Here is a 25,374-nt window from a genome sequence, read left to right as displayed (position 1 = left end):
TCAGTTATTATACTTGATGCCGGTTAAACCTATTTATATAAAGCAACAGCATCGACGAACATAAACCGAGCATTATCGGAGGCGCAATGGAACCAAAAGATCCACGAAAAATGATAAATGAAAATGATGAAATCCAAATACCTATAAAATAATAATAGGAAACTTTTGCCTGTCTCAAATACGAATCGGCCCGCCCCGTCAATAAGCCAATGAAAAGTGCACCTAACACCACTGCGATAAGATCACCCGCGTAGTAAAGCTCACCAACAATAGGCGCACTGAGGTTAGTGTAAAAGTATCCCTGATGCTGAGCGGCTAAAATGCCCAGGTTAACCGGCTTTGACTCCCAAAGGCTCCTGGGAACAAAGAAGCTAACTCCCGAAACAAAATTTATGCCCCAGGAATAACCCTGGTCCTTAACAAATCGAGTGATATTGACTAACTGTTGGAAAGAGTCAAAATCCACACCGCCTACAATATAGTCGGACAGGTCGTAGGTATTATAACTTTTCCCCGTTTCACCTAAATGTTTGACCATTGGAAATAAAACGAAAAGAAACAATGGTGAAGCTATAAATAATACAATGGAAGAAAGCCTGGTGTTCATTTTCTTAAGTGCTACCGCAATAGCCACAGCCATGCTTAGAAAATGAAAACGCGGACTGGACAGCGGGCTATTAATGATAAAGTTAATGCCGCTGCAAAGAAGCATCACCGCATACGACAACATGCCAAATTTTTCTTCTTTATTTCTATTAACCCAGAAACACAAATAAACTACAAATATTCCAAACGCACAAAATTTTGACAATGCGTAGAGCATCGGCAGAAAACCATCGGCATAGACTAAGTCGCTAATGATTGACCTCCCCATGAAGAAAGAGGGAATGCCGACTATACCAATAAAGACTATCGAAGGGCACATTAAAAACAGAGCAACAATATTGGTTTTATGGTCGATGTGCAATTCTGACTTTGCCTCATCACTCCGCGTTTCTATGACAAATTTTCCCTTAAGTTCATTTTTATAAGCAATCGCGTAGCCAATGAACATAAACAGACTAAACAACAGAGTGACAAAATTGACGAAGGTTATTTCCTTAGGCAAAGGATAATTTGCCCAAGGGTATATATGCTTGGAATACTGTAAAAAAGAAGGAAATGCGAAAAACCAGACGACAAATATCAGCCACTGAGTAATGAACAGCCCTACTCTATTGACGATAAACAAAATCAAAAACATGATAATGTTTATAGATACTAATAAAAAATAAGATAGTTCAAGCATTCACTTTCTCTCAAAGGCACTTGATTACAGAGTTTAATCTTGGAAAACTCGTGTCGTGTCCATAAAGTGATTATCAGGCCTCTTTCTGGCTTGAATAGGCTATACCATAGTTGTCATAGCCGTAGGTATAATAACTACCCTGTTTTTTTTCTAAGCCATTCAATATACAGCCAGTCACCTTGACACCAGTTTGCGCGAGTCGGTTGATGCACACTTCAATCTGTTTCGCAGTATTTTCCTCAAATCTGGCAACCAGCAGTGTGGTATCTACGTATTGACCAATAATAGCAGCCTCTGTGACCGCCAGAATCGGTGGTGTATCAATAATAACGTAGTCATAGTGCTTGGATGCCCAAGACAGCAAGTCTTCTAAACGACGATTCATTAATAGTTCGGCGGGATTAGTCGGGATCCGGCCTCGCGATATATAATCGAAATTCGATCCACGAGCAATCTTAACTGCCTCATGGAACTCGGCTTTGCCCGATAGAATTTCAGAAAGTCCCAAACCAACATCCTGAGCGAATATGGCATGCAAGTTTCCTCGGCGCATATCGGCGTCAATCAATAAAACTTTTCTACCAATTTGCGACATAACTTCCGCCAAGTTTGAGCTGATAAATGTTTTACCCACTCCCGGACTGGCTCCCGAAATCATTATTAGATTATTGTCCGTTTCAATCATAGCAAAGTGAAGGCTGGTGCGTAGATTCCTGATGGCTTCTATCGCTAAATCAGCAGGATTTTCCAGTGCCAGTAAACCGCGCGTAGCTTTACTGATATTGGTTTTTTTCACGTCGTTGTACTTAGACGAGGAACGCAGTCTGCTCAAATGCCATTCTGAAATAGGAATATTTGCATAAACATTGATGCCGTACTCTTCCAGACTCTCGGAAGAGTTAATCCCTTTATGCAGCATTAGACGGACAAAGACGAATCCGACCGCAAAAATACCGCCAAAAACCACGGCCATAGCGAGTAATAATATCTTTTTGGGTTTAACCGGCTTGGGTCGAGTCAAAGGGATATCAATGATTCTGACGTTTCCAATGGCGCTGGATTTAGCGATATCCAGCTCTTGCTGCCTGTTGAGCAACTGCATATAAACAGTCCGTCCCGATTCAACATCTCGACTGAGTCGCAGTACCTGCTGCTGAGTATCAGGCATAGTTGAAACTTTGCTATTCAGACGTTCTTTTTCTTCTTTAAGCGTCTGTTTCTTTTCAAGAAGTGCTTTGTAAGTTGGATGATCTTTGGTGTAAAGCTGAGAGATCTCAGCTTCTCTAAAGGTCAATTCGTTCAATTGGTTTTCGACGTTAACAATTTGGTCGAGCACCGTTTTAGCTTCCATCGGAAGATCAATAGTATCTTTCTGCTGTCGATACTGGTTCAGCTTATCCTCAGCAGTATCAAGGTCGCTCCTGACTTTAGGCAACTGAACTTTCAAAAAATCCAAGCTTTTGGCATCATGCGCGGCCTGGCGATCGATATTCTGCGCCAGGTAATTACTGGTTATGTTATCAAGTATGCGCTTGAGAAGTATACTGTCAGTACCGGTCAACACCAGGCTAAGCATGCCACTGTCTTTACCTTGCTCGGAGACAGAGTAGTTATTTTGCAGGTTATCAATAGCATCGAATTCACTGATGTATTTAACGCTAAATTCATCACCGGGGTTGGCATCTATTTTATCGACTTTGATGGATATATTGCTATCTTCCACCAACTCGCCCACGCGTCCCTTGGTCTTAAACGTTTTACCTGAGATGAGATAGTGATTAGCATCAATAATGCTGATAATCACCTTGGGCACACTGCTGCCGTCTGCCGGCAAATAGAGTCGGCTAATGGCCAGTTGCCCCGGTGCATGCCCCATCATTCGTGCCCATCCAGGACCAAATATCGGGAAATACAGCTGCTTCACAACCGTTTGCAAATTAAGGTCACTGACGGTTTTCCCTAAGATCATCCGTGACTGCAACAGAGAAATTTCAGGCGCTGACTGCGGCGTTGAATCAGGCAGCATTTGATTAAGGCTTTCAAGAATGGCATTCCCTTCTTTTTGCTCTACCTGGATCACGGCATCAGCCTGATAAACCGGCGTAGCAAAAAGGATATAAATAAGGGTCAACAGCGTAATAGCAGCTGTAAGACAGATAATCAATCGACGATTATCCACCAATTCGCCAATGAGACGACCTGGAGATATTTCATGAGAACTTGAAACTATTTTCTTTTGAGATAGCGCAGGCGACATGCTTAGTTTCCCTGATGGATTTATCCGCTAAGTTTTGCAACCCATAACTTTCTGGATTGATTCATCAATTAATGTTTTAACTGGCATTAAAAAAACATAAATAATAAATATGCTACCGCCCCTGGCTTTCGGCTGCCACAGCGCCCATATTAAAGCTTCACGTCATCTATTACATTCAGACAAAAGTGTGCCGACCTGTCTATAAGCAGGATATTTAAGGTGGTAATATTATTTAATATATAATGTTAGGGGCTTACCCATAACTGGGTAAGCCCTATTTTTGTCAATTTATAGCTTGGCGATTTTTATTACCTACATCGTGGCATTGCAAAAAGAACAATGCCGAGCTGCTGCTAACATCAACACCAATTTTTCTTAATGAATTGCATTTATGAACGCTGATTGTTTTTACACTTAATTTTAAAATATTCGAGATATTCATGACAGACAATCCTGACATCATCATCACCAGCACCTTACCTTCCATTTTGGTAATATTATAATCATAAGGTGTATCATTGCTGGCAATGTGTTGGAGCTGGATAAATTTTTCTAACGCACTCACGACGCATGTTATGCTTTTTTTCTTCTCGATAAACTTAAATTTCTTTTTGAAAAAAAGTTCAAGCATCAACATATCCACCGAGGAAGAGATAATAAGTATTCTTTCCGGATCGATAATATGTTCATTTTCTTTTAAAAAGTCATAGCACTTTTGAAAACCACTCCCGGATGGATCTATAATTAGATAATCCTTGGTTGATATATTCACCCCGTCATTCTGATTAAAAGGAATAACGCCGTTAATGTACGGCAGTTTTTTAGAGATAATTTCTTTCAACGTCAATTTAGTAAATTGACACTCGCTCCAGATTATTATCCGAGGCATGAGGCCGCCTAAATAGTATGTTTAAAAACACTCTTCCCCCTGTGTACCGGAAGAAACAGAGCCCTTCCCGACCAAACGTTAAGTCCTGCAGTAAGCTACCAATGTCTACTTCATGTTTATTCCTTTATCTTTATGGTATGTAGAATAGTCCCCAGCCCAAACTCTTCAAATCGTTTTTGACACTTGTAAAACACGTTAATGATAGGTTACAGCAATCAATATACCTGGTTTTATCGGTACAAATCGCCTTAATGTTAGGAGTAGTCTTAAAAGCTTTGCTACTTTTTAATCAAAAGGCGCAGGATTCTGTTCAAAAATGATAAATTAGCCAATTGATCTAGGAGTTTTCCTAAACACATTAAACAGCTTTTCACCGCCAAAGCATTTTAGATTAAAAGACTTTAAACACCAATTAAGGCAGAATAAAAAACCAAAAAAATAAGGATTTAAGTTTTAATATTTAAAACTTATGACTGTTATCTCAATATCAAAACCTCTCTTTTCACTTTCTTCAGATAAATCAACCAGAATGTTAATTAACACAAACTCAGCTCTCACACATTTAACAACACAGTAACATGCTCTGACATCAAGCAAGCGTCCTAAAAGGTCGCTAAACCTACAATACATGATGATTTTCATCAGCATAAGGTCTTATGATTTGTTGCGCAGCGTTATCAATTGTGACGAATACTCTTAAGGTTTTCATCGAGGACGATAATGCAGCAGCAGTACACTGGGCGCGAGCTTGCATAAAGTTGCCGTTAACAGGCCCCACCTGGACGGCGATCGTGCTTTTACGCTAAGGTTTTCAAGAGCAATAATCTTTGGAAAAGGAGAGAAGTCGAGATGGAAAATGTCGCAGAAATACAGACTGAACGAAAATTAATAAAGCAGCATGCTCTTTTTAACTCGTCAATTATTGCAATACTTCTGTCCTTAATAATAGCAATAAGTGGCTGCGGTGATAAAGAACCGGCCCAGCGTAAAGCCTTTATTGAATTTATTCAGACCCGATTATTAGTCACTCAAACGTTAGCCGTCCCACAACTGTCTGAAGAACAGATAAAGTCATTTGGCGGATACAGTAAAGATTATGCGGTGATTACCGATTTCCACCAGCAAATGGATACTGAACTCAATGCGTCATTGGCGCCGGTATTTAGCAGTATGAATTCAGTGACGTCGGTAAATGCACTGCTGGAACAGCGGGACAGGTTACAAGAGATGGCGAATAACAGCGCCCAGTTGGCAGAAAAGATTGATGTAATAAAATTACAGGCCGATGCGCGGCACGATGCCTTAAAGCAGCCTCAGGACCTAAAAGAAGTGTATGACCAGGCCTATAACAAAGTCGTTTCAAAACCAGCGGCATTGGCGGAACAGGTGTTCACTCTACTGCCTCAGGTGTTAAAACAAATTGTTGTTAAGGCCGATTTCATTAAAAGTCAGGGTAAAAATGTGACGATTTCGGGCAGTACTTTGCAGTTCGCCACCCAGTCTCAATTGGATAAATACAACGCTATCCAGAAAAAACTGGTTCCGCTCAATGCACAGCTGATGGAACTCAGCAGGCAAATGCAGCAAACGGTGCACTAAACGCTGCGCAGGCCTTTTATCAATGGCACATATGCTGTGTGGAATGGCCGTTTTCTGCACGGCGCCAGTCACCCGGAGTTTGGCCAAACTGGCGTTTAAAGCTGCGGGTGAAAGATTGCTGGGAATCAAAGCCCAGAGAGATTGCCACGCTGACAATGGTTTCGCCGCTGCTGGCTAACATGTCGGCAGACTTTTTCATTTTCTCTGCACGAATGTATTCGCCCATCGGCAAGCCGGTGTGCTCTTTGAACATTCTCTGCAAATGCCAACGTGAATAACCGGCACGCTCGGCCACGGTTTTAATATCCAGTCTTTCTTCAAGATTATTGTCGATCCAGTCGATCAGGTCGTGAATAAAATCTTCGGTTTTCATCTCCGCTCTCCCGCTATGTTTTTTGCCCTCACCAAGAGAGCCTTGTTAAAGGCTGACGCAGTTTTGGTTAAAATGCAAGTTTTACTATTGCATTTTAAACTTTACACGACAATTGTTACTGCCTTTCACAAAAGGGCTTTTCAGATAGCACATAAAGTGCAACAATAATTCTTGCAGTTTGTCAGCCAGCTCCCTACAATCCCCTCTAGTTAATGTATCAGTTATTGATACCTTATCATATCAACGATCGACACAAACTCATAAAATCCTATCAGACAAGGGACGTTACTCCGGTGGACAGGACCGGCGGTACTGGCTGATGGCGCTTGTTCACCAGAAATAGACACTGGAAATAAAAACAATGATCAGCCTGCAAAATTTTTCCGTGATGCCAAGCGCACGTCGCTCTGGCACGCATCTTCTCCCTCGTCTCTCAGGGATAGCGCTGTTCGTCACACTTCTTGTGGGATGTGATAACAGCGTGGCACAGCGTTCTGCACCACCCGCTCCGGCGGTTAGTGCGGCCACTGTTGTCATTAAACCTATCACCCAATGGGACGAATTTACTGGCCGTATCGAAGCGGTGCAAAGCGTTCAGCTGCGTCCGCGAGTCTCGGGTTATATCGATAAGGTGAACTACCAGGAAGGTGACGAGGTTAAAAAAGGTCAGGTGCTGTTCACCATTGACGACCGAACTTACCGCGCCGCGCAGGAACAAGCACAGGCACAGCTAGTTAGAGCCAAAAATCAAGCCAGCCTCGCCCGCAGCGAGTCTGCACGTACGGAAAAATTGGTTGCCTCTGAAGCTATTTCAAAAGAGCTGTGGGAGCAGCGCCGCTCGGCTGCCGCACAGGCCCAGTCTGACGTATTGTCTGCGCAGGCTCAGCTTGATATGGCGCAGCTTAATCTCGACTTCACTCGCGTTACCGCACCGATTGACGGCAAGGCCAGCCGGGCAATGATAACCGCAGGCAATCTGGTTACCGCCGGAGACAGCGCCAGTGTACTGACGACGCTGGTGTCGCTCGATAAAGTCTATGTCTATTTCGACGTTGATGAGAGTACCTTCCTGCGCTATCAGGCCATTGCGCGCGACGCCAAACATAAAAATACCGCACTGCCGGTACAGGTCGCGCTGGTTGGCGAAACGGGTTATCCACATCAGGGCGTGCTCGACTTCACCGACAACCAACTCACCGCCAGTACCGGCACCATTCGTATGCGCGCCGTGCTCGACAACAGTGACCGCAGCTTTACACCAGGCCTGTTTGCCCGCATTCAAATGCCGGGCACGCCAATGTTTGACGCGATGCTGATTGACGATAAAGCCGTGTTAACCGATCAAGACCGCAAATATGTCTACGTGGTTGATGCCGCGGGCAAAGCTGAGCGTCGCGATATTCAGATTGGCGCGATGGCCGGCGGGTTACGCATCGTGCAGCAAGGCCTGAAAGCGGGAGATCGGGTCGTTATCGACGGCGTGCAAAAAGTATTTATGCCGGGGATGCCCGTCAACGCCAAGAGCGTCGACATGGCGGCCAACGTTACGTCGGCTACCCGCCAAGCACAATAACAGAGAATCTGACCCATGGACTTTTCCCGCTTTTTTATCGACCGGCCGATTTTTGCGGCGGTGCTGTCGATACTGATTTTAGTCACCGGTGCTATTGCAATACCGCTGTTGCCGGTGAGCGAATATCCCGACGTTGTGCCACCGAGTGTGCAGGTGCGCGCCGAATACCCCGGTGCTAACCCGAAAGAGATTGCTGAAACCGTTGCTACCCCTTTGGAAGAGGCGATCAACGGTGTTGAAAACATGATGTACATGAAGTCAGTAGCCGGTTCTGACGGCGTGCTGGTCACGACGGTCACCTTCCGTCCGGGAACCGATCCGGATCAGGCGCAGGTTCAGGTGCAAAACCGCGTTGCGCAGGCCGCGGCTCGCCTGCCTGAAGACGTGCAGCGCCAAGGCGTGACTACGCAGAAGCAGTCACCCACGATGACGTTGGTGGTGCATCTGTACTCCCCTTCCGGCAAGTACGATTCACTGTATCTACGCAACTATGCCACCCTGAAGGTCAAAGATGAGCTGGCGCGTTTGCCCGGCGTAGGACAGGTACAAATTTTTGGTGCCGGTGAATACGCCATGCGCGTTTGGCTGGACCCGAATAAGGTCGCAGCGCGGGGATTAACGGCCTCTGACGTGGTCACCGCCATGCGCGAGCAAAACGTACAGGTTTCTGCCGGTCAGCTAGGCGCGGAACCGATGCCAAAAGAGAGCGATTATCTGCTGTCTATCAATGCGCAGGGTCGTCTGAAAGATGAGACCGAATTCGGCAACATCATTCTGAAAACCAGCGAAGATGGTTCGATTGTACGCCTGCGTGACGTCGCCCGCATTGAAATGGGATCGGGCAGCTATGCCCTGCGCTCGCAGCTCAATAATAAAGACGCGGTAGGTATCGGCATCTTCCAGGCGCCGGGCGCCAACGCCATTGACCTGTCGAACGCCGTGCGTGCCAAAATGGCCGAGTTGGCTACCCGTTTTCCCGATGGGCTGACCTGGCGTGCGCCGTATGACCCAACGGTATTTGTACGCGACTCGATAAGCGCCGTGGTGCATACCCTGCTTGAGGCCGTGGTGTTGGTGGTGCTGGTTGTTATCCTGTTCCTGCAAACCTGGCGCGCATCGATTATCCCGCTGCTGGCGGTGCCTATTTCGGTTATCGGTACTTTCAGTATTCTCTACCTGCTGGGCTTTTCGCTCAATACGCTGAGCCTGTTTGGGCTGGTGTTAGCCATCGGCATTGTAGTGGATGACGCCATCGTGGTGGTGGAGAACGTCGAGCGTAATATAGAGGAAGGGTTGGCGCCGAGAGACGCCGCGCATCAGGCGATGCGTGAAGTTTCGGGTCCGATTGTAGCGATTGCTCTGGTGCTGTGCGCGGTGTTTGTACCGATGGCCTTCCTGTCTGGCGTAACCGGTCAGTTCTACAAGCAGTTTGCCGTGACTATCGCGATTTCAACGGTTATTTCGGCGATTAACTCGCTGACGCTGTCACCGGCGCTGGCCGCTATTTTACTGAAGTCCCACGGTGCGCCGAAAGACATGCCGTCGCGTTTGATCGACCGGCTGTTTGGCTGGCTTTTCAAGCCGTTTAACCGCTTTTTCAACGCCAGCTCGCACGGTTATCAGAATGCAGTATCTAAAACGCTGAGCCGTCGTGGCGCAGTATTTGTCGTCTATATTCTGCTGCTAGGCGCGGCCGCCTTTATGTTTAAAGCCGTGCCGGGCGGATTTATTCCAACTCAGGATAAACTGTACTTAATTGCCGGCGTGAAAATGCCTGAAGGTTCTTCACTGTCACGTACTGACGCCGTGGTGCGAAAAATCAGTGCGTTAGGCCTGCAAACGGACGGCGTGATCGACGCGGTAGCCTTCCCAGGGCTTAACGCCCTGCAATTTACCAACACGCCAAACACCGGCACGGTATTCTTTGCCCTGAAACCGTTGAGCGAACGTACCCGCACCGCGGCGCAAATTAATGCCGAAATAAATGCCAAGATTTCGCAGATTCAGGAAGGTTTTGCGTTCTCTATCATGCCTCCGCCGATCCTCGGCCTCGGTCAAGGTTCGGGCTATTCGCTTTATATTCAGGACCGAGCCGGTCTGGGCTATGGCGCACTACAGTCTGCGGTGAATACGATGTCGGGTGCCATCATGCAGACTCCGGGTATGGGCTTCCCTATTTCCTCCTATCAGGCCAATGTGCCGCAGCTTGAAGCGAAAATTGACCGCGAGAAAGCCAAAGCGCAGGGTGTTTCACTTGATGATCTGTTCAGTACGTTGCAAACCTATCTTGGCTCGTCATACATCAATGATTTCAACCGCTTTGGGCGCACCTGGAAGGTGATGGCGCAGGCCGACGGGCAGTTCCGCGACAGCGTAGAAGACATTGGCAATTTACGCACCCGCAACAATAAAGGTGAGATGGTGCCTATCGGCAGCATGGTGAACATCACCACCACCTACGGGCCGGACCCGGTTATTCGCTACAACGGCTATCCGGCGGCAGACCTGATTGGTGATGCCGATCCTCGCGTACTTTCTTCATCACAGGCGATGACCGAAGTGGCCGCAATGTCGAAAAATCTGCTGCCTAACGGCATGAACATCGAGTGGACCGACCTGAGTTATCAGCAGTCAACGCAGGGCAATGCGGCGCTTATCGTCTTCCCGATGTCCGTGCTGCTGGCGTTCCTGGTACTTGCCGCCCTGTATGAAAGCTGGACGCTGCCGCTGGCGGTGATTCTGATTGTCCCCATGACCATGCTGTCGGCGCTGTTCGGTGTCTGGCTTACAGGTGGGGACAACAATGTGTTTGTGCAGGTTGGACTGGTGGTACTGATGGGACTGGCATGTAAAAACGCCATCCTGATCGTTGAGTTCGCGCGTGAACTAGAGCTGCAGGGCAAAGGTATTGTTGAAGCCGCGCTGGAAGCCTGTCGCCTGCGTTTACGCCCGATAGTCATGACGTCGATCGCCTTTATCGCAGGGACCATTCCGCTGATTCTGGGCCACGGTGCCGGTTCAGAAGTGCGCGGCGTAACCGGGATTACTGTCTTCTCGGGCATGCTGGGGGTCACGCTATTCGGTCTGTTCCTGACGCCAGTATTCTACGTCGCATTGAGAAAGCTGGTGAGCAAGAAGAGTGAGTCCAAAACGGAGAACGTAACCGTAAATTAACTCGCCACGCTATGTAGGAAACGTCACTAAAACGAACAAGGGGACTCGCCGCAAGACGAGTCCCCTTTTTTGAATAAATATAATGGTAATAAAGTTAAGTTTTAATAACTTAAGATTTGAATAAACATACTGGCCGAAAAACTATTTGTTAATTGCCAGCTCGGCACCGGTGCAGTTGTAACTGCCGTTGCGTTCAAACTCAGCCAGCGCATCCGCTACCGTGTAGCGAGCAAGTACGGCCATTGAGGCTTCTTCGGCCTCACACACTACAGATTTGAAATATCCGCAGGCGTTGGCGCTCACCAAGCATTTAGCCTTGCCTTCCGGCCTGGCGGCCCACAGTCGCTTGTCTTCGATAACGCCGGTGTAAATATCACGCAGCGTAATGGTGTCGGCCATGCGGCCCAGACGAATAGAGCCGGTGCGGCCCAGCGTCGAGACGATAATTCCGTGATGCGTTAGCGGCACCATCAGTTTACGAATAAAGCTCGGATTAGCTTCCAGTCCCGCTGCCAGAGTCGCACTGGTACAGCGCTGACCTGACTTTTCAGCCAGTGCCACACTAAAAACCATCTGCATTGCTGTTGGAAAGCGAAAATCTAACATGTCGTTATCCTGGGAAAGCGGGATTAAAAATACACTCTTGCGCCCTAAAAAAAATTCGCTGGCGAAGTGCTCAATAATATAACAAATACTGGCGTATTTTTGAAGTTGGAGGGCACATAAAGGCCTATCGCGGCGACGAAAAATGAAAAAAAAAGAGGGCTTCACGCGGGAAGCCCTCTTTGCTTTTACTCAGTCCGGAATAACATCCGGCTGCATATCTGAGAGTTAGGCGCTCAACCAACCGAGCTTAATGACGAACAGGATCGACAAGATAACCAGCGCCGCATTCAGCTCACGACCGCGGCCACTCAGCAGTTTCACCAATGTCCAGGTGATAAAACCAAACGCGATGCCGTTGGCGATGGAGTAAGTCAGCGGCATGGTCAGCGCGGTAACGGTGACAGGCGCAGCAACGGTAATGTCTTTCCAGTCAATTTCGGCCAAACCTGAGGTCATCAACACCGCAATGAACAGCAGCGCGGGGGCAGTGGCGAATGCCGGAATGCTGCCGGCCAACGGCGCAAAGAACAGGCTCAGCAGGAACAAAATTGCCACCACAATCGCGGTTAAGCCCGTACGACCCCCGGCCCCTACGCCAGCCGCAGACTCGATGTAACTGGTCGTGGTTGAGGTACCCAGCAGCGAACCAAACAGGGCCGCGGCGCTGTCGGCAACCAAGGCACGGCCCATTTTCGGGATGTTCCCATCTTCGTCTGCCAGACCCGCGCGTTTGGTTACGCCAATCAGGGTACCGGAGTTGTCGAACACGTCAACGAACAGGAAAGCAAACACGACGCTAATCAGACCAACGTTAAATGCGCCCTTAATGTCGAGCTGCATGAAGGTCGGCGCGATTGAAGGCGGCATCGACATAATGCCACCAAATGGCGTGAAGCCCAGCGCGATCGCGAGAATAGTCACGGCCAAAATACCAATCAGCACTGCCCCGGTCACTTTACGCGCTTCCAGAACCACGATAATCACGAAGCCCAGCATAGCAAACAGCGGCGCTGGCTTAGTCAAATCACCCAGACCCACCAGCGTTGCCGGGTTGGCAACCACAATGCCCGAGCCTTCAAGTGCGATAATCGCCAGGAATAAACCAATACCGGCGGCAATGGCCGAACGCAGCGGCATAGGAATGCTGCGAATAATCCATTCACGAATTTTGAAAATAGACAGCGCGAAGAAAATACAGGCGGAGAGGAAAACGGCACCCAAGGCTATTTGCCAGGTGTAACCCATGTGCAGCACAACGGTATAGGTGAAGAAGGCGTTCAGGCCCATGCCTGGCGCCAGTGCTATCGGGTAGTTTGCAATGAAACCCATCAGTGCGGAACCGATTGCGGCAGCCAGACAGGTTGCAACAAACACGGCACCTTTATCCATCCCGGTCGCGCCAAGGATTGAAGGGTTTACAAACAGGATATATGCCATGGCTAAAAAGGTGGTCAAGCCTGCCAATATCTCGGTACGTACGTTAGTACGGTGAGCTTTGAGTTTAAAAATTTTCTCTAACATTCGATGTCTCTCGGTCGCGTTGTATGAACTACACGCTTGTTATAGGTTTTGTTTTTCAAAACACTTCCGCAGGCCGAGAGTCGATATGCCATAGATTCGTCCGACTCAAAAATAAAGACACACGGAAATTACTGCGTGTTTTGACGAACCCTGTCATCACTGTCTGTTTAATTATCAGCGCAAACGTTTACTTTCCAACCTATTTGGATAAAAAACGTCTGATATCGCTGTTTTACAAAGAACCATCGACCAATCTAGGAAAAATAGGTGATGCAGTCCATAATAGATATCTCACTAAATCACTGCAAAAATTAGTACACCCTCTTATGTCGCCATTTTCTCGCTTTTCACAATACTTTGTTGAGGTCGCACGAACGGGAAGTTTGCGTAAAGCCGCAGAAACGCTGCACGTTTCGGCTTCGGCAATTAACCGGCAAATTTTGCAAGCCGAACAAACTATGGAAACGCCGTTATTCGAACGTTTGCCAACGGGTTTAAAGCTAACGTCGGCCGGTGAGGTGCTATTTGATGATATTAAGCGCTGGCGCAAGGAGTTTGCCCGCACCCGTGAAAGATTTGATGAAATGCAGGGATTACGTCGGGGTCACGTTAGTATTTCGATGATAGCAGCCTTAAGTGAAGGCATCATGGCGCAGCTGATTGCAGATGTAGGTAAAGAATATCCGTATCTGACCTTTACTCTTCGTATTGAAGAGAGCCGTAATATTAGCGAACACGTCAGTTCGGCTGAGGTGGATTTTGGCCTGCTGCTTGACCCGGTCGAGCACACCGGTCTCGAGGTCCGCGCTTTTGCAGAACTGCCGATCGGCATTGCCATGCCAAAAGGGCATCCGCTGGCGCATAAAAAGGTGCTGTCTTTTAGTGATATCACCGATTACCGGCAAATCATTCCTTCTGAGCCGCTGATGGTCAATGCGCGCGCCAGGCTGTTGTACAACCGCTATCAGCTGCACGAGACGCCGTCGATCGTTTGTAATGATGTCAGAATGATGCGCGAATTAATCCGCAAAGGTGCCGGTGTAGGGGTTCTGAGCCTGCTGGACGTCATCCCGGATTTGCAGGAAAATCGACTGGCCTTTGTGCCGCTTCAGGGTCACAGCGTTAAGCCGCTGACCCTGGCACTGTGCGTCGCGCCACGTCGCCAGCTCTCACGTGCGGCACAAATCGTTATCCAGAAAATGATTGTCATGATGGAGCAGATAGCGCTTTAGAAAATGCGGGCACGCCGACCTGAGCGCGGTTAGTCATCGTCCTTCTTACGCAGAGCAAACCAGCCGGCAATCACGGTAAAGACCACCACCACTAACACCAGCAGCATAAAGCCGTGCGGGTTTGAGGCCAGCGGGATCCCGCCGACGTTCATACCAAAAAATCCGGCAATAATGTTAATGGGCAGCGCCAGTACGGTGATGACGGTCAACACGTAAAGTGTACGGTTGTTCTGCTCCATTTGGCTCGAGGAAATCTCCTCCTGCAGCAGGCGAATGCGTTCGGTTAACCCCACTAAATCGTTCAAAACCACGGTAAACTCTTCGGCAAACTGCCGTAAATCCGCCACCACTTCAGCATTCAACCAGCGTGGCGGGCGATTCATCAGTCGAAACAGTGCCGCCGGTTCCGGTGCCAACAATCGCTGAAAGCGCAGTAACTGCCTGCGCATTCGCCCGAGTCGGGTGCGGTTTTTCTTTACATGCCCACTCAGCAATCGCTCTTCAACCTGATCGACATACTGGTTAGCCTGACGAACAATCTGTTCCAGCACCTCTTCCTGCTCTTCAAGCAAATGCACTAACAGCGCCGAAGGGGTGCCTGGTGAAAGGTATTCGAGTTTGCGAAAAAGCCGCTCAATCAGCCGTAAGGGCTTATGCCGCGCCGTAATCACCAGACCGGTGCAACAGTAGAGCCACAGCGTTGCCGTCTCTTCACCCGAACTGTCGGGTTGAAAATTAGCATCGTTAAGTACCGCAAACAGCACATTGTCCTGGCTTTCAATGCGCGTGCTGTGCGATCCGTTGCGGATCTCGTCAAAAAAAAAGCTCTCGACAGAAAACTGCTTTTTAAGCCATTTTTCCGCCGCTGCATGATTCAGGTTAATGTGCAGCCAGATAAATCCGCTGGCATTTTTATGCTGGTGATATTCGTCCAGTATTTGCCCGGACGTTACCCGACGCGGTGGCCTGTTCTCATCAAATACGAAGCCATATATCAGCCCTGTGACTTCATCGTTAAAGTCTATTTTCTGCGTTTTATCTTCCAGCATACTTTATCTATATCGACCGGGAACATTGTCTCATTACGCCAGTTGCCAGAATAAAATCAACTTATTTCATTGGCCGCCGTTAATAAAATTATCAAGAGTAAACAGACGTTTAACTGTCATTTTTCTGCAATAAAAATGACACATTGGGTACGAATAATCTTAATGGAATTAATTGGCCTGCGGCATGACTTTGAGGGAAAGCGTTATGGCTATGCATGAGAATGGTTCAGCGGGTGAATTCACCTTTAACCAACGCTTATTACAAGAATTTTACGACAGCTACGACGAAGAGCTTGAAATGGAGCTAGACGATCGCCGCCTTGGTGACGGCGAGCCTGACTCGGATGACCAAAAAGCCTGGCGCAAACAGTATTTTCGCGAGCTGCTGCGCATGCAGGGCGAACTGGTAAAATTACAAGACTGGGTGATGCGCACCGGGCACCGCGTGGTGATCATTTTTGAAGGCCGCGACGCCGCAGGTAAAGGTGGAGTGATTAAACGCATTACTCAGCGCCTCAACCCTCGCACCTGCCGCGTAGCCGCCCTGCCAGCACCTAACGATCGTGAACGCACTCAGTGGTACTTCCAGCGCTATATCGCCCATTTGCCCGCCGCGGGTGAAATGGTGCTGTTCGACCGCAGCTGGTACAACCGCGCCGGCGTTGAGAAGGTGATGGGTTTTTGCAGCGATCATGAATATGAAGAGTTCTTTCGCAGCGTGCCCGAGTTCGAAAAAATGCTGACCCGCAGCGGGATCCAGATTATTAAATACTGGTTTTCTATTACCGATGAAGAGCAGGAACTGCGCTTTTTGAGCCGCATTCATGACCCGCTAAAACAATGGAAACTCAGCCCGATGGACCTTGAAAGCCGCCGTCGCTGGGAAAATTACACCGCGGCCAAAGAAGTGATGCTTAAACGTACGCACATTGCCGAAGCGCCATGGTGGATAGTGCAGGGCGTTGACAAGAAGAAGGCGCGTTTAAACTGTATCAACCATCTGCTACAGCAGGTGCCCTACGAAGAGATAGAATCGCCGCCAATCACGCTTCCCAAACGTAACTACAGCGATGACTATAAACGCACGCTGCTGCCTGAGACGATGATCGTCCCGGATCTGTACGACTGATCTGCGCTGCTTCATTCCGATCCCGCGAGACACTGCGGGATCGAGAATTATTCTCCCAATACCTTCTTTTCAGTCAGAAAATCAATAAATACGCGAATTTTCGGCAACAGATGACGGCTGCTGGGCCAAACCATCGAAAATTTTCCTGCGTCACTTAAACAGTCTTCAAGCACAGAAATTAGCTCCCCGGACGCCAGATACTCTCGCACAATAAACTGCGGCACGTAGGTTAGGCCAACTCCGCGCAGTGACGCCTGCAGCAGCCCTTCAAGGTTATTGAATGACAGCGGTACGGGGAGAGTTATGTGATAGTCCTCGTTAAAATCCCAGCTCTGAAACTGGCCATTTTTAGGAAAGCGATAGCGCAGGCACAGGTGCTGCAGCAAGTCCTGTGGGTGCTGCGGCTGTGGATGACGAGCAAAATAGCCCGGACTGCCAACGATGACAAAGCGAAACGGTCCCAGCGTGCGCGACATCATCTCGGAATCCGTTAATTCACCGCTGCGCACCGCAACATCCACGCCTTCGGCAATGATATCGACCATCCGATCGCTGAAATCCAGTTCCAGCTCAATTTCAGGATAACGTTGCATAAATTCGGCAAGATAAGGCAGCAGTATGCGATAGCCAATCGCCGGTAAACTGACCCGCAGCTTACCGCGCGGCAGGGAGGAAAGCCTGGAAAGCTCATGCTCGGCCTCTTCAATTTGCGACACAATAGCCTGACAGCGCTCGAAGAAAAGCTGGCCTTCATCGGTGAGGCTGATGCGACGGGTGCTGCGATTAAATAGCCTGACGTTGAGCCTTGTCTCCAGGCGAGCCACGCTTTTTCCCACCGCAGAAGCCGAAATCCCGAGTCGTTCTCCCGCGGCGGTAAAGCTTTGAAACTGGGCGGCGCGCACGAACGCCAGCATGCCATTGATGTTATCCATACTCTTAGCCACAACCTTATTAGAGCGCTTTTGTCCTTAATCATCGGACATAAAGCCTGTTTCCGTCAAATTACGGACATTTTATCATCATGAGACCGAGTTTTATTTTGTATGATCTGGAGAAGCCTCATGAGTAATCCTTCTATTACCGCCGCGCCGCCGAGTAAAACGCCGGTGCTGGTCGCCATCTGTCTGGCGGCGATTATTCTGCCGTTGAGCTTCGTGAGTGGCTCCATTGCCACACCGGTCATTGGCCGTGAACTGGGTGGCAGCGCGCAGGCGCTCAGCTGGATAACCAATGCGTTTATGCTGAGCTTTGGCTGTTTCTTGATGGCAGCTGGCGCACTGGCCGACGAGATTGGCCGCAAAAAAGTATTTATCGTCGGCGTTTCACTGTTTGCTCTGCTCTCTGGGCTAATAGGCTTTAGCTCTAACCTGCTGTGGATTGACGTGATGCGCGCCGCTCAGGGCGTGGCCGCCGCCGCCGCGCTGGCGGGAGGCTCTGCCTCGTTGGCGCACGAATTTAGCGGCCGAGCGCAAACTCGCGCCTTCAGTCTGCTCGGCAGCAGCTTTGGCATTGGCCTGGCCTTTGGCCCGTTTTTAGCCGGATTATTGATCGCGCATTTTGGATGGCGGTCAGTGTTTTTATCCTCAATGGTGATTGCCCTGCTTTCGCTCTCTATCGGCGTGACGCGCCTGAATGAGTCGAAAAATCCTAATGCGGCAGGAATCGACTGGCCCGGCACACTCCTTTTCACCGCCATGCTGGCTCTGCTGACCTGGGGACTGATGGATATTCCGGTGAAGGGAGCTACCAGCTTTGAGGTGATGGCTCTGCTGTTTGCCACGCTGGTGCTACTGGTGTTGTTCATTGTGGTTGAAAGGAAGGTCAGCCATCCGATGCTCGATCTTTCACTTTTCCGCTATGCGCGCTTCATTGGCGTACAGGCACTGCCGCTGGCCACCGCTTTTGCCTTTGTGGTCCTACTGGTGCTGTTACCGATGCAGTTTATCGGCATAGCCGGTATGAGTGAGGAGCAGGCCGGGCTGATGATGATGGCGCTTTCGCTACCGATGTTGGTCGTGCCGCTGCTGGCTGCATTCCTTACCCGCTGGATATCTGCAGGCATTGTTTGCACCGGCGGATTGCTGATTGCTGCCGTCGGTCTCGTCTGGCTAAGTCAGAGCATTGCCAGTCAGAATATGCTGGCGACGCTGCTGCCCATGGCGGTGGTAGGCATTGGGATTGGGCTGCCGTGGGGCTTGATGGACGGGCTTTCGATAAGCGTCGTGCCAAAAGAGCGCGCGGGGATGGCGACCGGTATTTTCAGCACCACCCGCGTTGCCGGTGAGGGCATTGCGCTGGCAATTGTCGGCGCAATGCTGGCAGGTTTTGTCGGTCAGGGGATAGTAAAACTTACGAAGGACAGTGATAGCGCATCGGCAAGCGTTGCTATACAACGACTGGCGACCGGTGACTTGCATCAGACTCAGCGAGCATTGCCGCAGGTTAGCGCCCAACAGCTTACTGAAATCTATGCCGGCGCGTTGCATCACCTGCTGCTTTGGCTTGCCGCGCTGACACTGATTTCAGCAGTGATCGTCTATGTTGCCCTGTGTTTGAAAAAACACACCGCACCACAGCCGGTTAGCGAACCACTTTACCCGCAGGATCAGTGAAAATAGGCGCTAACGGTCTTGAATAACACACTGCCCAGAAAAACGCCCGCTGCCCCGACGATGCCCACAAGGGTCGGCGGAGCAGGTAACGGCAGTTTTAACCAAGAGAAAAACAGGCCAACCGACAGTCCCGCGATCAACGCATAGAAAATCTGCATGTTACTTTCCCGGTAAGATCTTAAATTCTATCAAGGAATTGATTGAGGGTCTTCTGAACAAAGAGGCGGGTGGACTCATCGGTCAACCGCCCTTCACTGACCTTTTGTCCGACGAAAGTAATGACGACTTCAGGCAAGGGATCGAGTTTGCACAACATAGACGCTAGGGTTTCACGCAGTTGATACTGCGCTCTTACGCCACCCAGCGCGCCGGGCGAAAGGGTAACGAACATCACCGGCTTACCGACCATGCTGCTGGTAAAGGCCGGGCGCGATAGCCAGTCAAGGGCATTTTTCAGCACGCCCGGAAGACCATGGTTAAATTCCGGTACAACAATCAAAACGGCGTCGGCGTTGGCGACTAAGTCACGCGCCTGATGCACGTCGGCGGGACCCACCGGCAAATCGAGATCCTGGTTATAAAAAGGCAGTGCTCCAATCTCCAGACTGGCAAATTCGGCACCTTTGGGCAGCATTTCAACCAGCGAATTCAATACAATCTTGCTGTAAGAATCGTTACGCAGGCTACCTGCCATGCCGACAATACGCAGTGATTTAGTCATCATATTTCCTCATTTAAATGGCGCTCAGTTCAGTGAGCGGCGAATAAATGGCATTATGACAATATTAATGATAAAAACATTCGCGTAACTGACAACTCGCTTTGAGGTTATGCCATGTCGCTCTTAATCCCTCTTGAAGCCAGGCGTTTTAGTCATTCCGCTGGTACGCAGGTCGCCGAACATCGTCATCCGCAGGGGCAACTCACCTTCGTGACGCAGGGAACGTCGTCAATAACGACCCGTGACGGATGGTGGCTGGCGCCGCCGGGGCGCGCGGTGTGGGTGATGCCCGATGTCGCGCATACTGCCTCCTACAGCGAACTCTCGAACGTGATCCAGCTGCTGATTGCGCCGCAGCTTTGCGCGACCCTGCCAAAAGCGTGCCTGACGCTGCATGTTTCAGATTTACTTCGCGAACTGGCGATCGAAGCGCTGACCTTTGCCACACCCGGGCGAAATAATGCCGATATTCCGGCTATCTGCCAGCTGATCGTCCACCAGCTCGGTGCGGCGTCTTCCGGCATCTCGCTGTTTATTTCCAAGGGAAAGGATCGCCGCCTGCGCCAGATAACCGGCCTGTTGCAGCAAGATCCGGGGAGTCGTTATTCGCTTGAACAGGTCGCAGAAATTGCGGCCTGCAGCCCGCGCACGCTGGCGCGTTTGTTTCAGGCCGAAACCGGGATGACGTTTACTCGCTGGCGAGACCATCTACGGGTAGTGAGCGCCGTAGACCGACTGTCGAGAGGGCAAAATCTTACGCAGGTGGCGCTGGAGTTGGGCTATCAAAGCGCCAATGCTTTTTCGACCATGTTTACGCGGCTCTTGGGCGAGCCGCCTGGACGTTATATGCGCAGCCTGATGAGGGCTGATTCGGCTGTTAGCGCGGGTCAGACAGGAATTACAGTGCCTTGAGAATTTTTACCGTAGCGTCGACGTCAATTTCGTCTTCAGAAAAAACATAGCTGGTATTCTGGAAAGTGGTTACCAGCAGTTTTTTCATGGTTCGCGTTTCGGCTTTGGTCTCTTCGTCTTTCGGCTTAATGCGGTTCATCAACAGACCAACGGACAGCACGGCGTTCTCTTTATCGATTTTTGAGTCCGCAGGCACTTCTTCGCTGTAGGCCAGGAAGGACTTGATGCTGGTGATTTTGATGCGCTCGCCGGCAATGTGAATATGCTTGCTCTCGGGTGCCACTTTCACCGCAAAAGCCGACAGGCCTTTGTTATTGGTGGTGGGCTCAAAGGTCACCACGGCATCTTTTTTGATCAAATCAGGGTTGGCGACTTTAATCACATGGAAATAACGGTTATCACCGTTTTCATCTTTGATAAAGCCAAAACCTTTATCTTCAAACCAGGTTGTGATTACACCGTTCATCGCTCTTACCGCCTAATAAATTCGTTCAAAAAATGCCTGTTCACGCCCGACGTCTACGCTAAACGTGGGGGTAAATCAGTGAAGTCGCCTAGTTTAATGCACATTGCATGCGAAGTCCTGCGCTTTCCTGTTCTTTATAGCCCTCAAAAGAGGCCGTTTAAGAACGTCCTGTAGACGCTTAATGCGCCTTACGAAACGTCAGATTAAAGCGGTACTGGCCGGTTAACGAATGTTCACCCGTTTTCAGAGGCAAAATACCGTGGTAGCGCAGGCGCGCAGGCCCTCCCCACACCACAATGTCGCCGTGGGTCAAATTGACGCGCTGAGTTTTATCGCTGCGCTCCAGCCCGCCAAACTGAAACACGGCAGGCAGCCCGAGGGAAATCGATACAATCGGCTGTCCGAAATCCTCTTCGTCTTTATCCTGATGCAGCGACATTTTGGCACCAACCTGGTAGCGGTTAATCAGGCAGGCATCGGGCATGAAATCATCGAAACCAGCTTCGCGTGCGGCATGAATGGCCAAGGTGCGAAACAAATCCGGCATAGCAGGCCACTGCCTTTGGGTTTCAGGCGAAGTAGACTGGTAGCGATACCCCTGCTGGTCGGTCACCCACCCCAGGTCACCACAGTTGGTCATCGCCACCGACATTGCATAACCGCCAGGCGTAGCGCGATACTGAAAAGGCACCTGAATGGCAATATTGTCGATAGCCTTAAGCAGTTCACGGCAGTCGGCCAGCGCAGCACCGCGCAGCACCACGGCGCCGGGGCACAAGTCCTCACGCCAGCTTGGGTGAAAATCCGGGTGATCGAAAAGATCGAGTGTCATGTGTCCTCCTGCCAGTCAAACCAACATTAAGTATAACAGCCCCTGCCGATCTCAATAAAAAAGCCCGAGACAATGGAATGTCTCAGGCTTTTTAACGTGGTGATAACGGTGTGTCGTTTACTTGGCCGCTGCGCCGTTTTTCTCTTCGCCCACCAGACCGACTTTCAGGTAACCGGCGGTACGCAGGTTATCCATCACGCTCATGATAGTGGCGTAATCCACCGTTTTATCGGCGCGGAAGAAAATAGTGGTCTGCTTATCACCCTGGGTGAGCTGGCTCAGCATCGCGCCCAAGCTCGCCGCGGTGACCGGGTCGTCACCGAGGAACATCTGGTTGTCCGCTTTCACCGACAGGAACACCGGCTTAGGTGGGCGAGGCTGTGACTGGGCGGTAGAAGCCGGCAAATTAACCCGCACGTCTACCGTTGCCAAAGGCGCTGCCACCATAAAGATGATCAGCAGCACCAGCATAACGTCGATAAACGGCGTGACGTTAATGTCATGCATTTCGCCGCTTTCATCGAGGTCGTCGTTCAAACGAATTGCCATGATTGACTTACCCTACGCGTAACTTATGACCCGCCTGGGCGCGCGGTGCTTCATCGGCACTGGCTGCCAAATCCAGATCGCGACCCTGCAAGAGCAGAATCTGTGCCGCTACGTCGCCAACCTGATGACGGTATGACGCAATAGTACGGGCGAAAATATTGTAGATAACCACCGCAGGTATTGCCGCAATCAGACCCACCGCTGTCGCTAACAGGGCTTCGGCGATACCCGGTGCCACAACGGCCAGATTGGTCGTTTGCGTTTGGGCAATGCCGATGAAGCTGTTCATGATGCCCCATACCGTGCCGAACAGGCCGACAAACGGTGAGATAGCCCCGATGGTGGCCAGAATACCGTTACCACGCCCCATATGACGACCGGCAGCGCTTACGCGACGCTCAAGGCGGAAACCTGTCCTGTCTTTAATACCGCCGTTGTCGCTAGAACCCGCCGACAATTCAAGTTCGTTTTCGGCATCGCGCAGCATCTGGCTGCTGATGCTGTTGGCGGAGAAGCTTTCAGCCTGTTCCAGCGCCTCTTTCAGCGAGCGAACCGGCAGCAGTGAAGAAAGCTCACGGCGCAGGCGACGTTTGCCTGTGAACACTTCGGCACCTTTACTGAACAGTAAGGTCCAGGTCACGACAGAGGCTAGCAGCAGGCCAATCATGACAATTTTTACCACGATGTCGGCGTGCTGATACATGCCCAATACGGACAGGTCTTTTGGAATGATTGGCGTTTGCGAAGACTGAGCTGCGCCGTTGTCGGCACCGTTAGTGCTCTGCAGCACGGGTGCTGCGCTACCGTCTGTTGCGGTTGGCGCCGCTGCTGAAGGTTCGACAGATGCAGACGAAGTCTGCGAAGGCGCAACTGCGTTGGACGCATTGGAAGCAGGCGCTGCCCACGCGCTGCCGCTTAATCCAGCAATCAGCACCCATGAAGTCATTACAGTACCGATTCTTGCTGTACCACTTTTACGCGTACTCATCATCTGTTTTACGTCCGTCAAAAATGACACCGCTTTGTTCATCTTAATGCGACACGTTTGCACGTAGCGCCTCCAGCCATAATCATTTATTGAAAATATTAATAGCGGCAAATCATAGCAAAAAAAAAGCCACAAGTGATAGTAGTTCTCATTATTATTTACATTACGCATAAGACTAAAAAATCATCCAGGGGTGAAATATGAAACTTTCTCACACATGCTGCCAAATGACTGACCCAGGCGAGATGGCATGTTAACGTAATAAAAAGCGCCAAATGGCCCAGTTAACAAGGTGAAAGCGGTCTTATGACATCCAAGAAGATTGAAACAGCATTAATCAGCGCGGGAAGAGACAAAAAATTTACTCAGGGATCGGTTAATACTGTTATCCAGCGAGCGTCTTCACTGGTGTTTGAGTCCGTTGCAGAAAAAAAGTTCGCCACTGCCCATCGCGCCAACGGCGAATTGTTTTATGGCCGTCGCGGCACGTTAACCCATTTTTCGCTGCAGGAGGCGATGGTCGAGCTTGAAGGCGGCGCGGGCTGTGCGCTTTATCCCTGCGGTGCGGCGGCGGTGAGCAACGCCATCTTGGCATTTATAGAAACCGGTGACCACGTGCTGATGGCCAGCTCGTCCTACGAACCGACGCAGGATTTCTGCTCCAAAGTACTGACCCGCCTCGGCGTGAGTACGACTTATTATCCGGCCTCGATTGGCGCGAACATTGCCCGCATGATGCAGCCCAATACGCGCATCGTATTTCTTGAGTCCCCGGGGTCAATCACTATGGAGGTCCCTGATATTCCTGCTATCGTGCAGGCCGTGCGCGCGGTCTCGCCGGAAGTCATTATCATGATCGACAACACCTGGGCGGCAGGCATTTTGTTCAAGGCGCTGGAGTTTGATATTGATATTTCGATTCAGGCGGGCACCAAATACATTGTCGGCCACTCGGACGCGATGATTGGCACGGCGGTGTCTAACGCCCGCTGTTGGGAACAGCTGCGCGAGCAGTCTTATCTGATGGGGCAAATGGTTGACGCCGACACGGCCTATGTCGCCAGTCGAGGCTTGCGCACTATGGGCATTCGGCTCAAACAGCACGCAGAAAGCAGCCTGCGTATCGCGCAGTGGCTTGAAACACATCCCGACGTTGCCCGTGTGAATCACCCTGCGCTGCCCGGCAGTCAGGGGCATGAATTTTGGAAGCGCGATTTTACCGGCAGCTGTGGCCTGTTTTCCTTTATTCTGAAAAAGCGCCTGACCGACGGCCAGCTGGCCGAGTATCTCGACCACTTTGAGCATTTCAGCATGGCGTACTCCTGGGGCGGTTTCGAATCGCTGGTGTTAGCTAACCAGCCCGAAGAAATTCAGGCTATTCGACCCGGGGAGCAGGTTGATTTCACCGGAACGCTGGTTCGCGTACACATCGGGCTGGAGAACTGTGACGACCTGATTGACGATTTGAATTCGGCCTTTGCACGCATCGTCTGAGTGTAAGAAAATCATTGCGACAGGCCGCGCAAATCCTTACTTATCTGATAGGATTGTGTGCGGTTTTTGACCATAATATGTAAAATACTTATAAAGGTTGTTGGTACTAT

Annotated in this window: 22 protein-coding genes; 8 read left to right on the top strand and 14 right to left on the bottom strand. The window is 50.0% G+C overall.

Translation table 11 applies throughout. The features are described from left to right. Positions 1-7 precede the first annotated feature (7 nt). The 3 genes from GA565_RS04330 to GA565_RS04320 all read right to left on the bottom strand — a co-directional run bounded on the left by GA565_RS04330 (position 8) and on the right by GA565_RS04320 (position 4,386). Entirely contained in the window at positions 8-1,288 is a 1,281-nt protein-coding gene (locus tag GA565_RS04330; RefSeq protein WP_152197482.1) for a hypothetical protein, read from the bottom strand. Between the two features lie 73 nt (positions 1,289-1,361). Beyond that, on the bottom strand, positions 1,362-3,545 hold the full coding sequence (locus GA565_RS04325) for a polysaccharide biosynthesis tyrosine autokinase (protein ID WP_152197481.1): 2,184 nt from the start codon (positions 3,543-3,545) through the stop codon (positions 1,362-1,364). Between the two features lie 283 nt (positions 3,546-3,828). Continuing rightward, positions 3,829-4,386, bottom strand: a complete 558-nt coding sequence (locus tag GA565_RS04320) for a LuxR C-terminal-related transcriptional regulator (RefSeq protein WP_226950902.1) — start codon at positions 4,384-4,386, stop codon at positions 3,829-3,831. Between the two features lie 897 nt (positions 4,387-5,283). Here GA565_RS04320 and GA565_RS04315 point away from each other — a divergent pair. Further along, positions 5,284-6,033, top strand: a complete 750-nt coding sequence (locus tag GA565_RS04315; protein WP_152197479.1) for a DUF3053 domain-containing protein — start codon at positions 5,284-5,286, stop codon at positions 6,031-6,033. Between the two features lie 19 nt (positions 6,034-6,052). Here the strand turns inward: GA565_RS04315 and GA565_RS04310 are convergent, their stop codons facing one another. Continuing rightward, entirely contained in the window at positions 6,053-6,406 is a 354-nt protein-coding gene (locus GA565_RS04310; protein WP_055782885.1) for a helix-turn-helix domain-containing protein, read from the bottom strand. A gap of 388 nt (positions 6,407-6,794) precedes the next feature. Here GA565_RS04310 and GA565_RS04305 point away from each other — a divergent pair, with 388 nt between their 5' ends. Next, positions 6,795-7,979: an efflux RND transporter periplasmic adaptor subunit gene (locus GA565_RS04305; RefSeq protein WP_226951016.1), complete on the top strand. Its 1,185-nt coding sequence runs from the start codon at positions 6,795-6,797 to the stop codon at positions 7,977-7,979. A gap of 15 nt (positions 7,980-7,994) precedes the next feature. Beyond that, positions 7,995-11,153 (top strand): multidrug efflux RND transporter permease subunit OqxB, encoded by a 3,159-nt coding sequence (oqxB, locus tag GA565_RS04300; protein WP_152197477.1) that lies wholly within the window; start codon positions 7,995-7,997, stop codon positions 11,151-11,153. Between the two features lie 141 nt (positions 11,154-11,294). On the opposite strand, the gene GA565_RS04295 is transcribed toward oqxB, so the two are convergent. Both GA565_RS04295 and GA565_RS04290 read right to left on the bottom strand, forming a co-directional pair. After that, on the bottom strand, positions 11,295-11,759 hold the full coding sequence (locus GA565_RS04295) for an Rrf2 family transcriptional regulator (RefSeq protein ID WP_055782879.1): 465 nt from the start codon (positions 11,757-11,759) through the stop codon (positions 11,295-11,297). A gap of 225 nt (positions 11,760-11,984) precedes the next feature. Beyond that, a complete protein-coding gene (locus GA565_RS04290) occupies positions 11,985-13,280 on the bottom strand; it encodes an NCS2 family permease (RefSeq protein ID WP_055782876.1) in 1,296 nt (431 codons plus the stop codon). 326 nt (positions 13,281-13,606) lie between these two features. Between GA565_RS04290 and GA565_RS04285 the strand changes: the two genes are divergently transcribed. Beyond that, positions 13,607-14,512 carry a LysR family transcriptional regulator gene (locus GA565_RS04285; RefSeq protein ID WP_152197476.1) on the top strand — a complete coding sequence of 302 codons (906 nt, stop codon included), beginning with the start codon at positions 13,607-13,609 and terminating at the stop codon, positions 14,510-14,512. 29 nt (positions 14,513-14,541) lie between these two features. Here the strand turns inward: GA565_RS04285 and GA565_RS04280 are convergent, their stop codons facing one another. Further along, on the bottom strand, positions 14,542-15,561 hold the full coding sequence (locus GA565_RS04280; protein ID WP_152197475.1) for a transporter: 1,020 nt from the start codon (positions 15,559-15,561) through the stop codon (positions 14,542-14,544). A gap of 205 nt (positions 15,562-15,766) precedes the next feature. Between GA565_RS04280 and ppk2 the strand changes: the two genes are divergently transcribed. Next, entirely contained in the window at positions 15,767-16,690 is a 924-nt protein-coding gene (gene ppk2, locus GA565_RS04275) for a polyphosphate kinase 2 (RefSeq protein ID WP_055782868.1), read from the top strand. A gap of 47 nt (positions 16,691-16,737) precedes the next feature. On the opposite strand, the gene GA565_RS04270 is transcribed toward ppk2, so the two are convergent. Beyond that, positions 16,738-17,622: a LysR family transcriptional regulator gene (locus GA565_RS04270; protein ID WP_084984182.1), complete on the bottom strand. Its 885-nt coding sequence runs from the start codon at positions 17,620-17,622 to the stop codon at positions 16,738-16,740. A gap of 129 nt (positions 17,623-17,751) precedes the next feature. On the opposite strand from GA565_RS04270, the gene GA565_RS04265 reads away from it, so the two are divergent. Next, complete coding sequence (locus tag GA565_RS04265; protein WP_152197474.1) at positions 17,752-19,302, top strand: MFS transporter; 1,551 nt, start codon at positions 17,752-17,754, stop codon at positions 19,300-19,302. Here GA565_RS04265 and GA565_RS04260 read toward each other — a convergent pair. Together GA565_RS04260 and GA565_RS04255 are read right to left on the bottom strand one after the other, a co-directional pair. Continuing rightward, positions 19,296-19,460 carry a XapX domain-containing protein gene (locus tag GA565_RS04260; RefSeq protein ID WP_152197473.1) on the bottom strand — a complete coding sequence of 55 codons (165 nt, stop codon included), beginning with the start codon at positions 19,458-19,460 and terminating at the stop codon, positions 19,296-19,298. The two genes, GA565_RS04265 and GA565_RS04260, sit on opposite strands and share 7 nt — an antisense overlap. Before the next feature lie 20 nt (positions 19,461-19,480). Then, complete coding sequence (locus GA565_RS04255; RefSeq protein ID WP_226950901.1) at positions 19,481-20,026, bottom strand: NADPH-dependent FMN reductase; 546 nt, start codon at positions 20,024-20,026, stop codon at positions 19,481-19,483. 111 nt (positions 20,027-20,137) lie between these two features. Between GA565_RS04255 and GA565_RS04250 the strand changes: the two genes are divergently transcribed. Further along, the gene (locus GA565_RS04250; protein WP_152197472.1) at positions 20,138-20,935 is read left to right on the top strand and encodes a helix-turn-helix transcriptional regulator; all 798 of its coding nucleotides are present in this window, start codon (positions 20,138-20,140) and stop codon (positions 20,933-20,935) included. On the opposite strand, the gene GA565_RS04245 is transcribed toward GA565_RS04250, so the two are convergent. The 4 genes from GA565_RS04245 to exbB all read right to left on the bottom strand — a co-directional run bounded on the left by GA565_RS04245 (position 20,922) and on the right by exbB (position 23,773). Further along, positions 20,922-21,401 (bottom strand): cold-shock protein, encoded by a 480-nt coding sequence (locus tag GA565_RS04245; RefSeq protein WP_055782851.1) that lies wholly within the window; start codon positions 21,399-21,401, stop codon positions 20,922-20,924. The two genes, GA565_RS04250 and GA565_RS04245, sit on opposite strands and share 14 nt — an antisense overlap. 178 nt (positions 21,402-21,579) lie before the next feature. After that, entirely contained in the window at positions 21,580-22,233 is a 654-nt protein-coding gene (gene alkB, locus GA565_RS04240; protein ID WP_152197471.1) for a DNA oxidative demethylase AlkB, read from the bottom strand. Positions 22,234-22,350: 117 nt separating this feature from the next. Next, positions 22,351-22,782, bottom strand: a complete 432-nt coding sequence (exbD, locus tag GA565_RS04235) for a TonB system transport protein ExbD (RefSeq protein WP_152197470.1) — start codon at positions 22,780-22,782, stop codon at positions 22,351-22,353. 7 nt (positions 22,783-22,789) lie between these two features. Next, the gene (gene exbB / locus GA565_RS04230) at positions 22,790-23,773 is read right to left on the bottom strand and encodes a tol-pal system-associated acyl-CoA thioesterase (protein ID WP_226950900.1); all 984 of its coding nucleotides are present in this window, start codon (positions 23,771-23,773) and stop codon (positions 22,790-22,792) included. 303 nt (positions 23,774-24,076) lie between these two features. Here exbB and metC point away from each other — a divergent pair, with 303 nt between their 5' ends. After that, entirely contained in the window at positions 24,077-25,264 is a 1,188-nt protein-coding gene (gene metC / locus GA565_RS04225) for a cystathionine beta-lyase (protein ID WP_152197469.1), read from the top strand. Positions 25,265-25,374: the final 110 nt, after the last annotated feature.

This window comes from Rouxiella sp. S1S-2 (assembly GCF_009208105.1).
GTDB lineage: Bacteria > Pseudomonadota > Gammaproteobacteria > Enterobacterales > Enterobacteriaceae > Rouxiella.
Note: the sequence above shows the minus strand (reverse complement) of the source record. Positions and strands in the feature narration are given on the sequence as shown.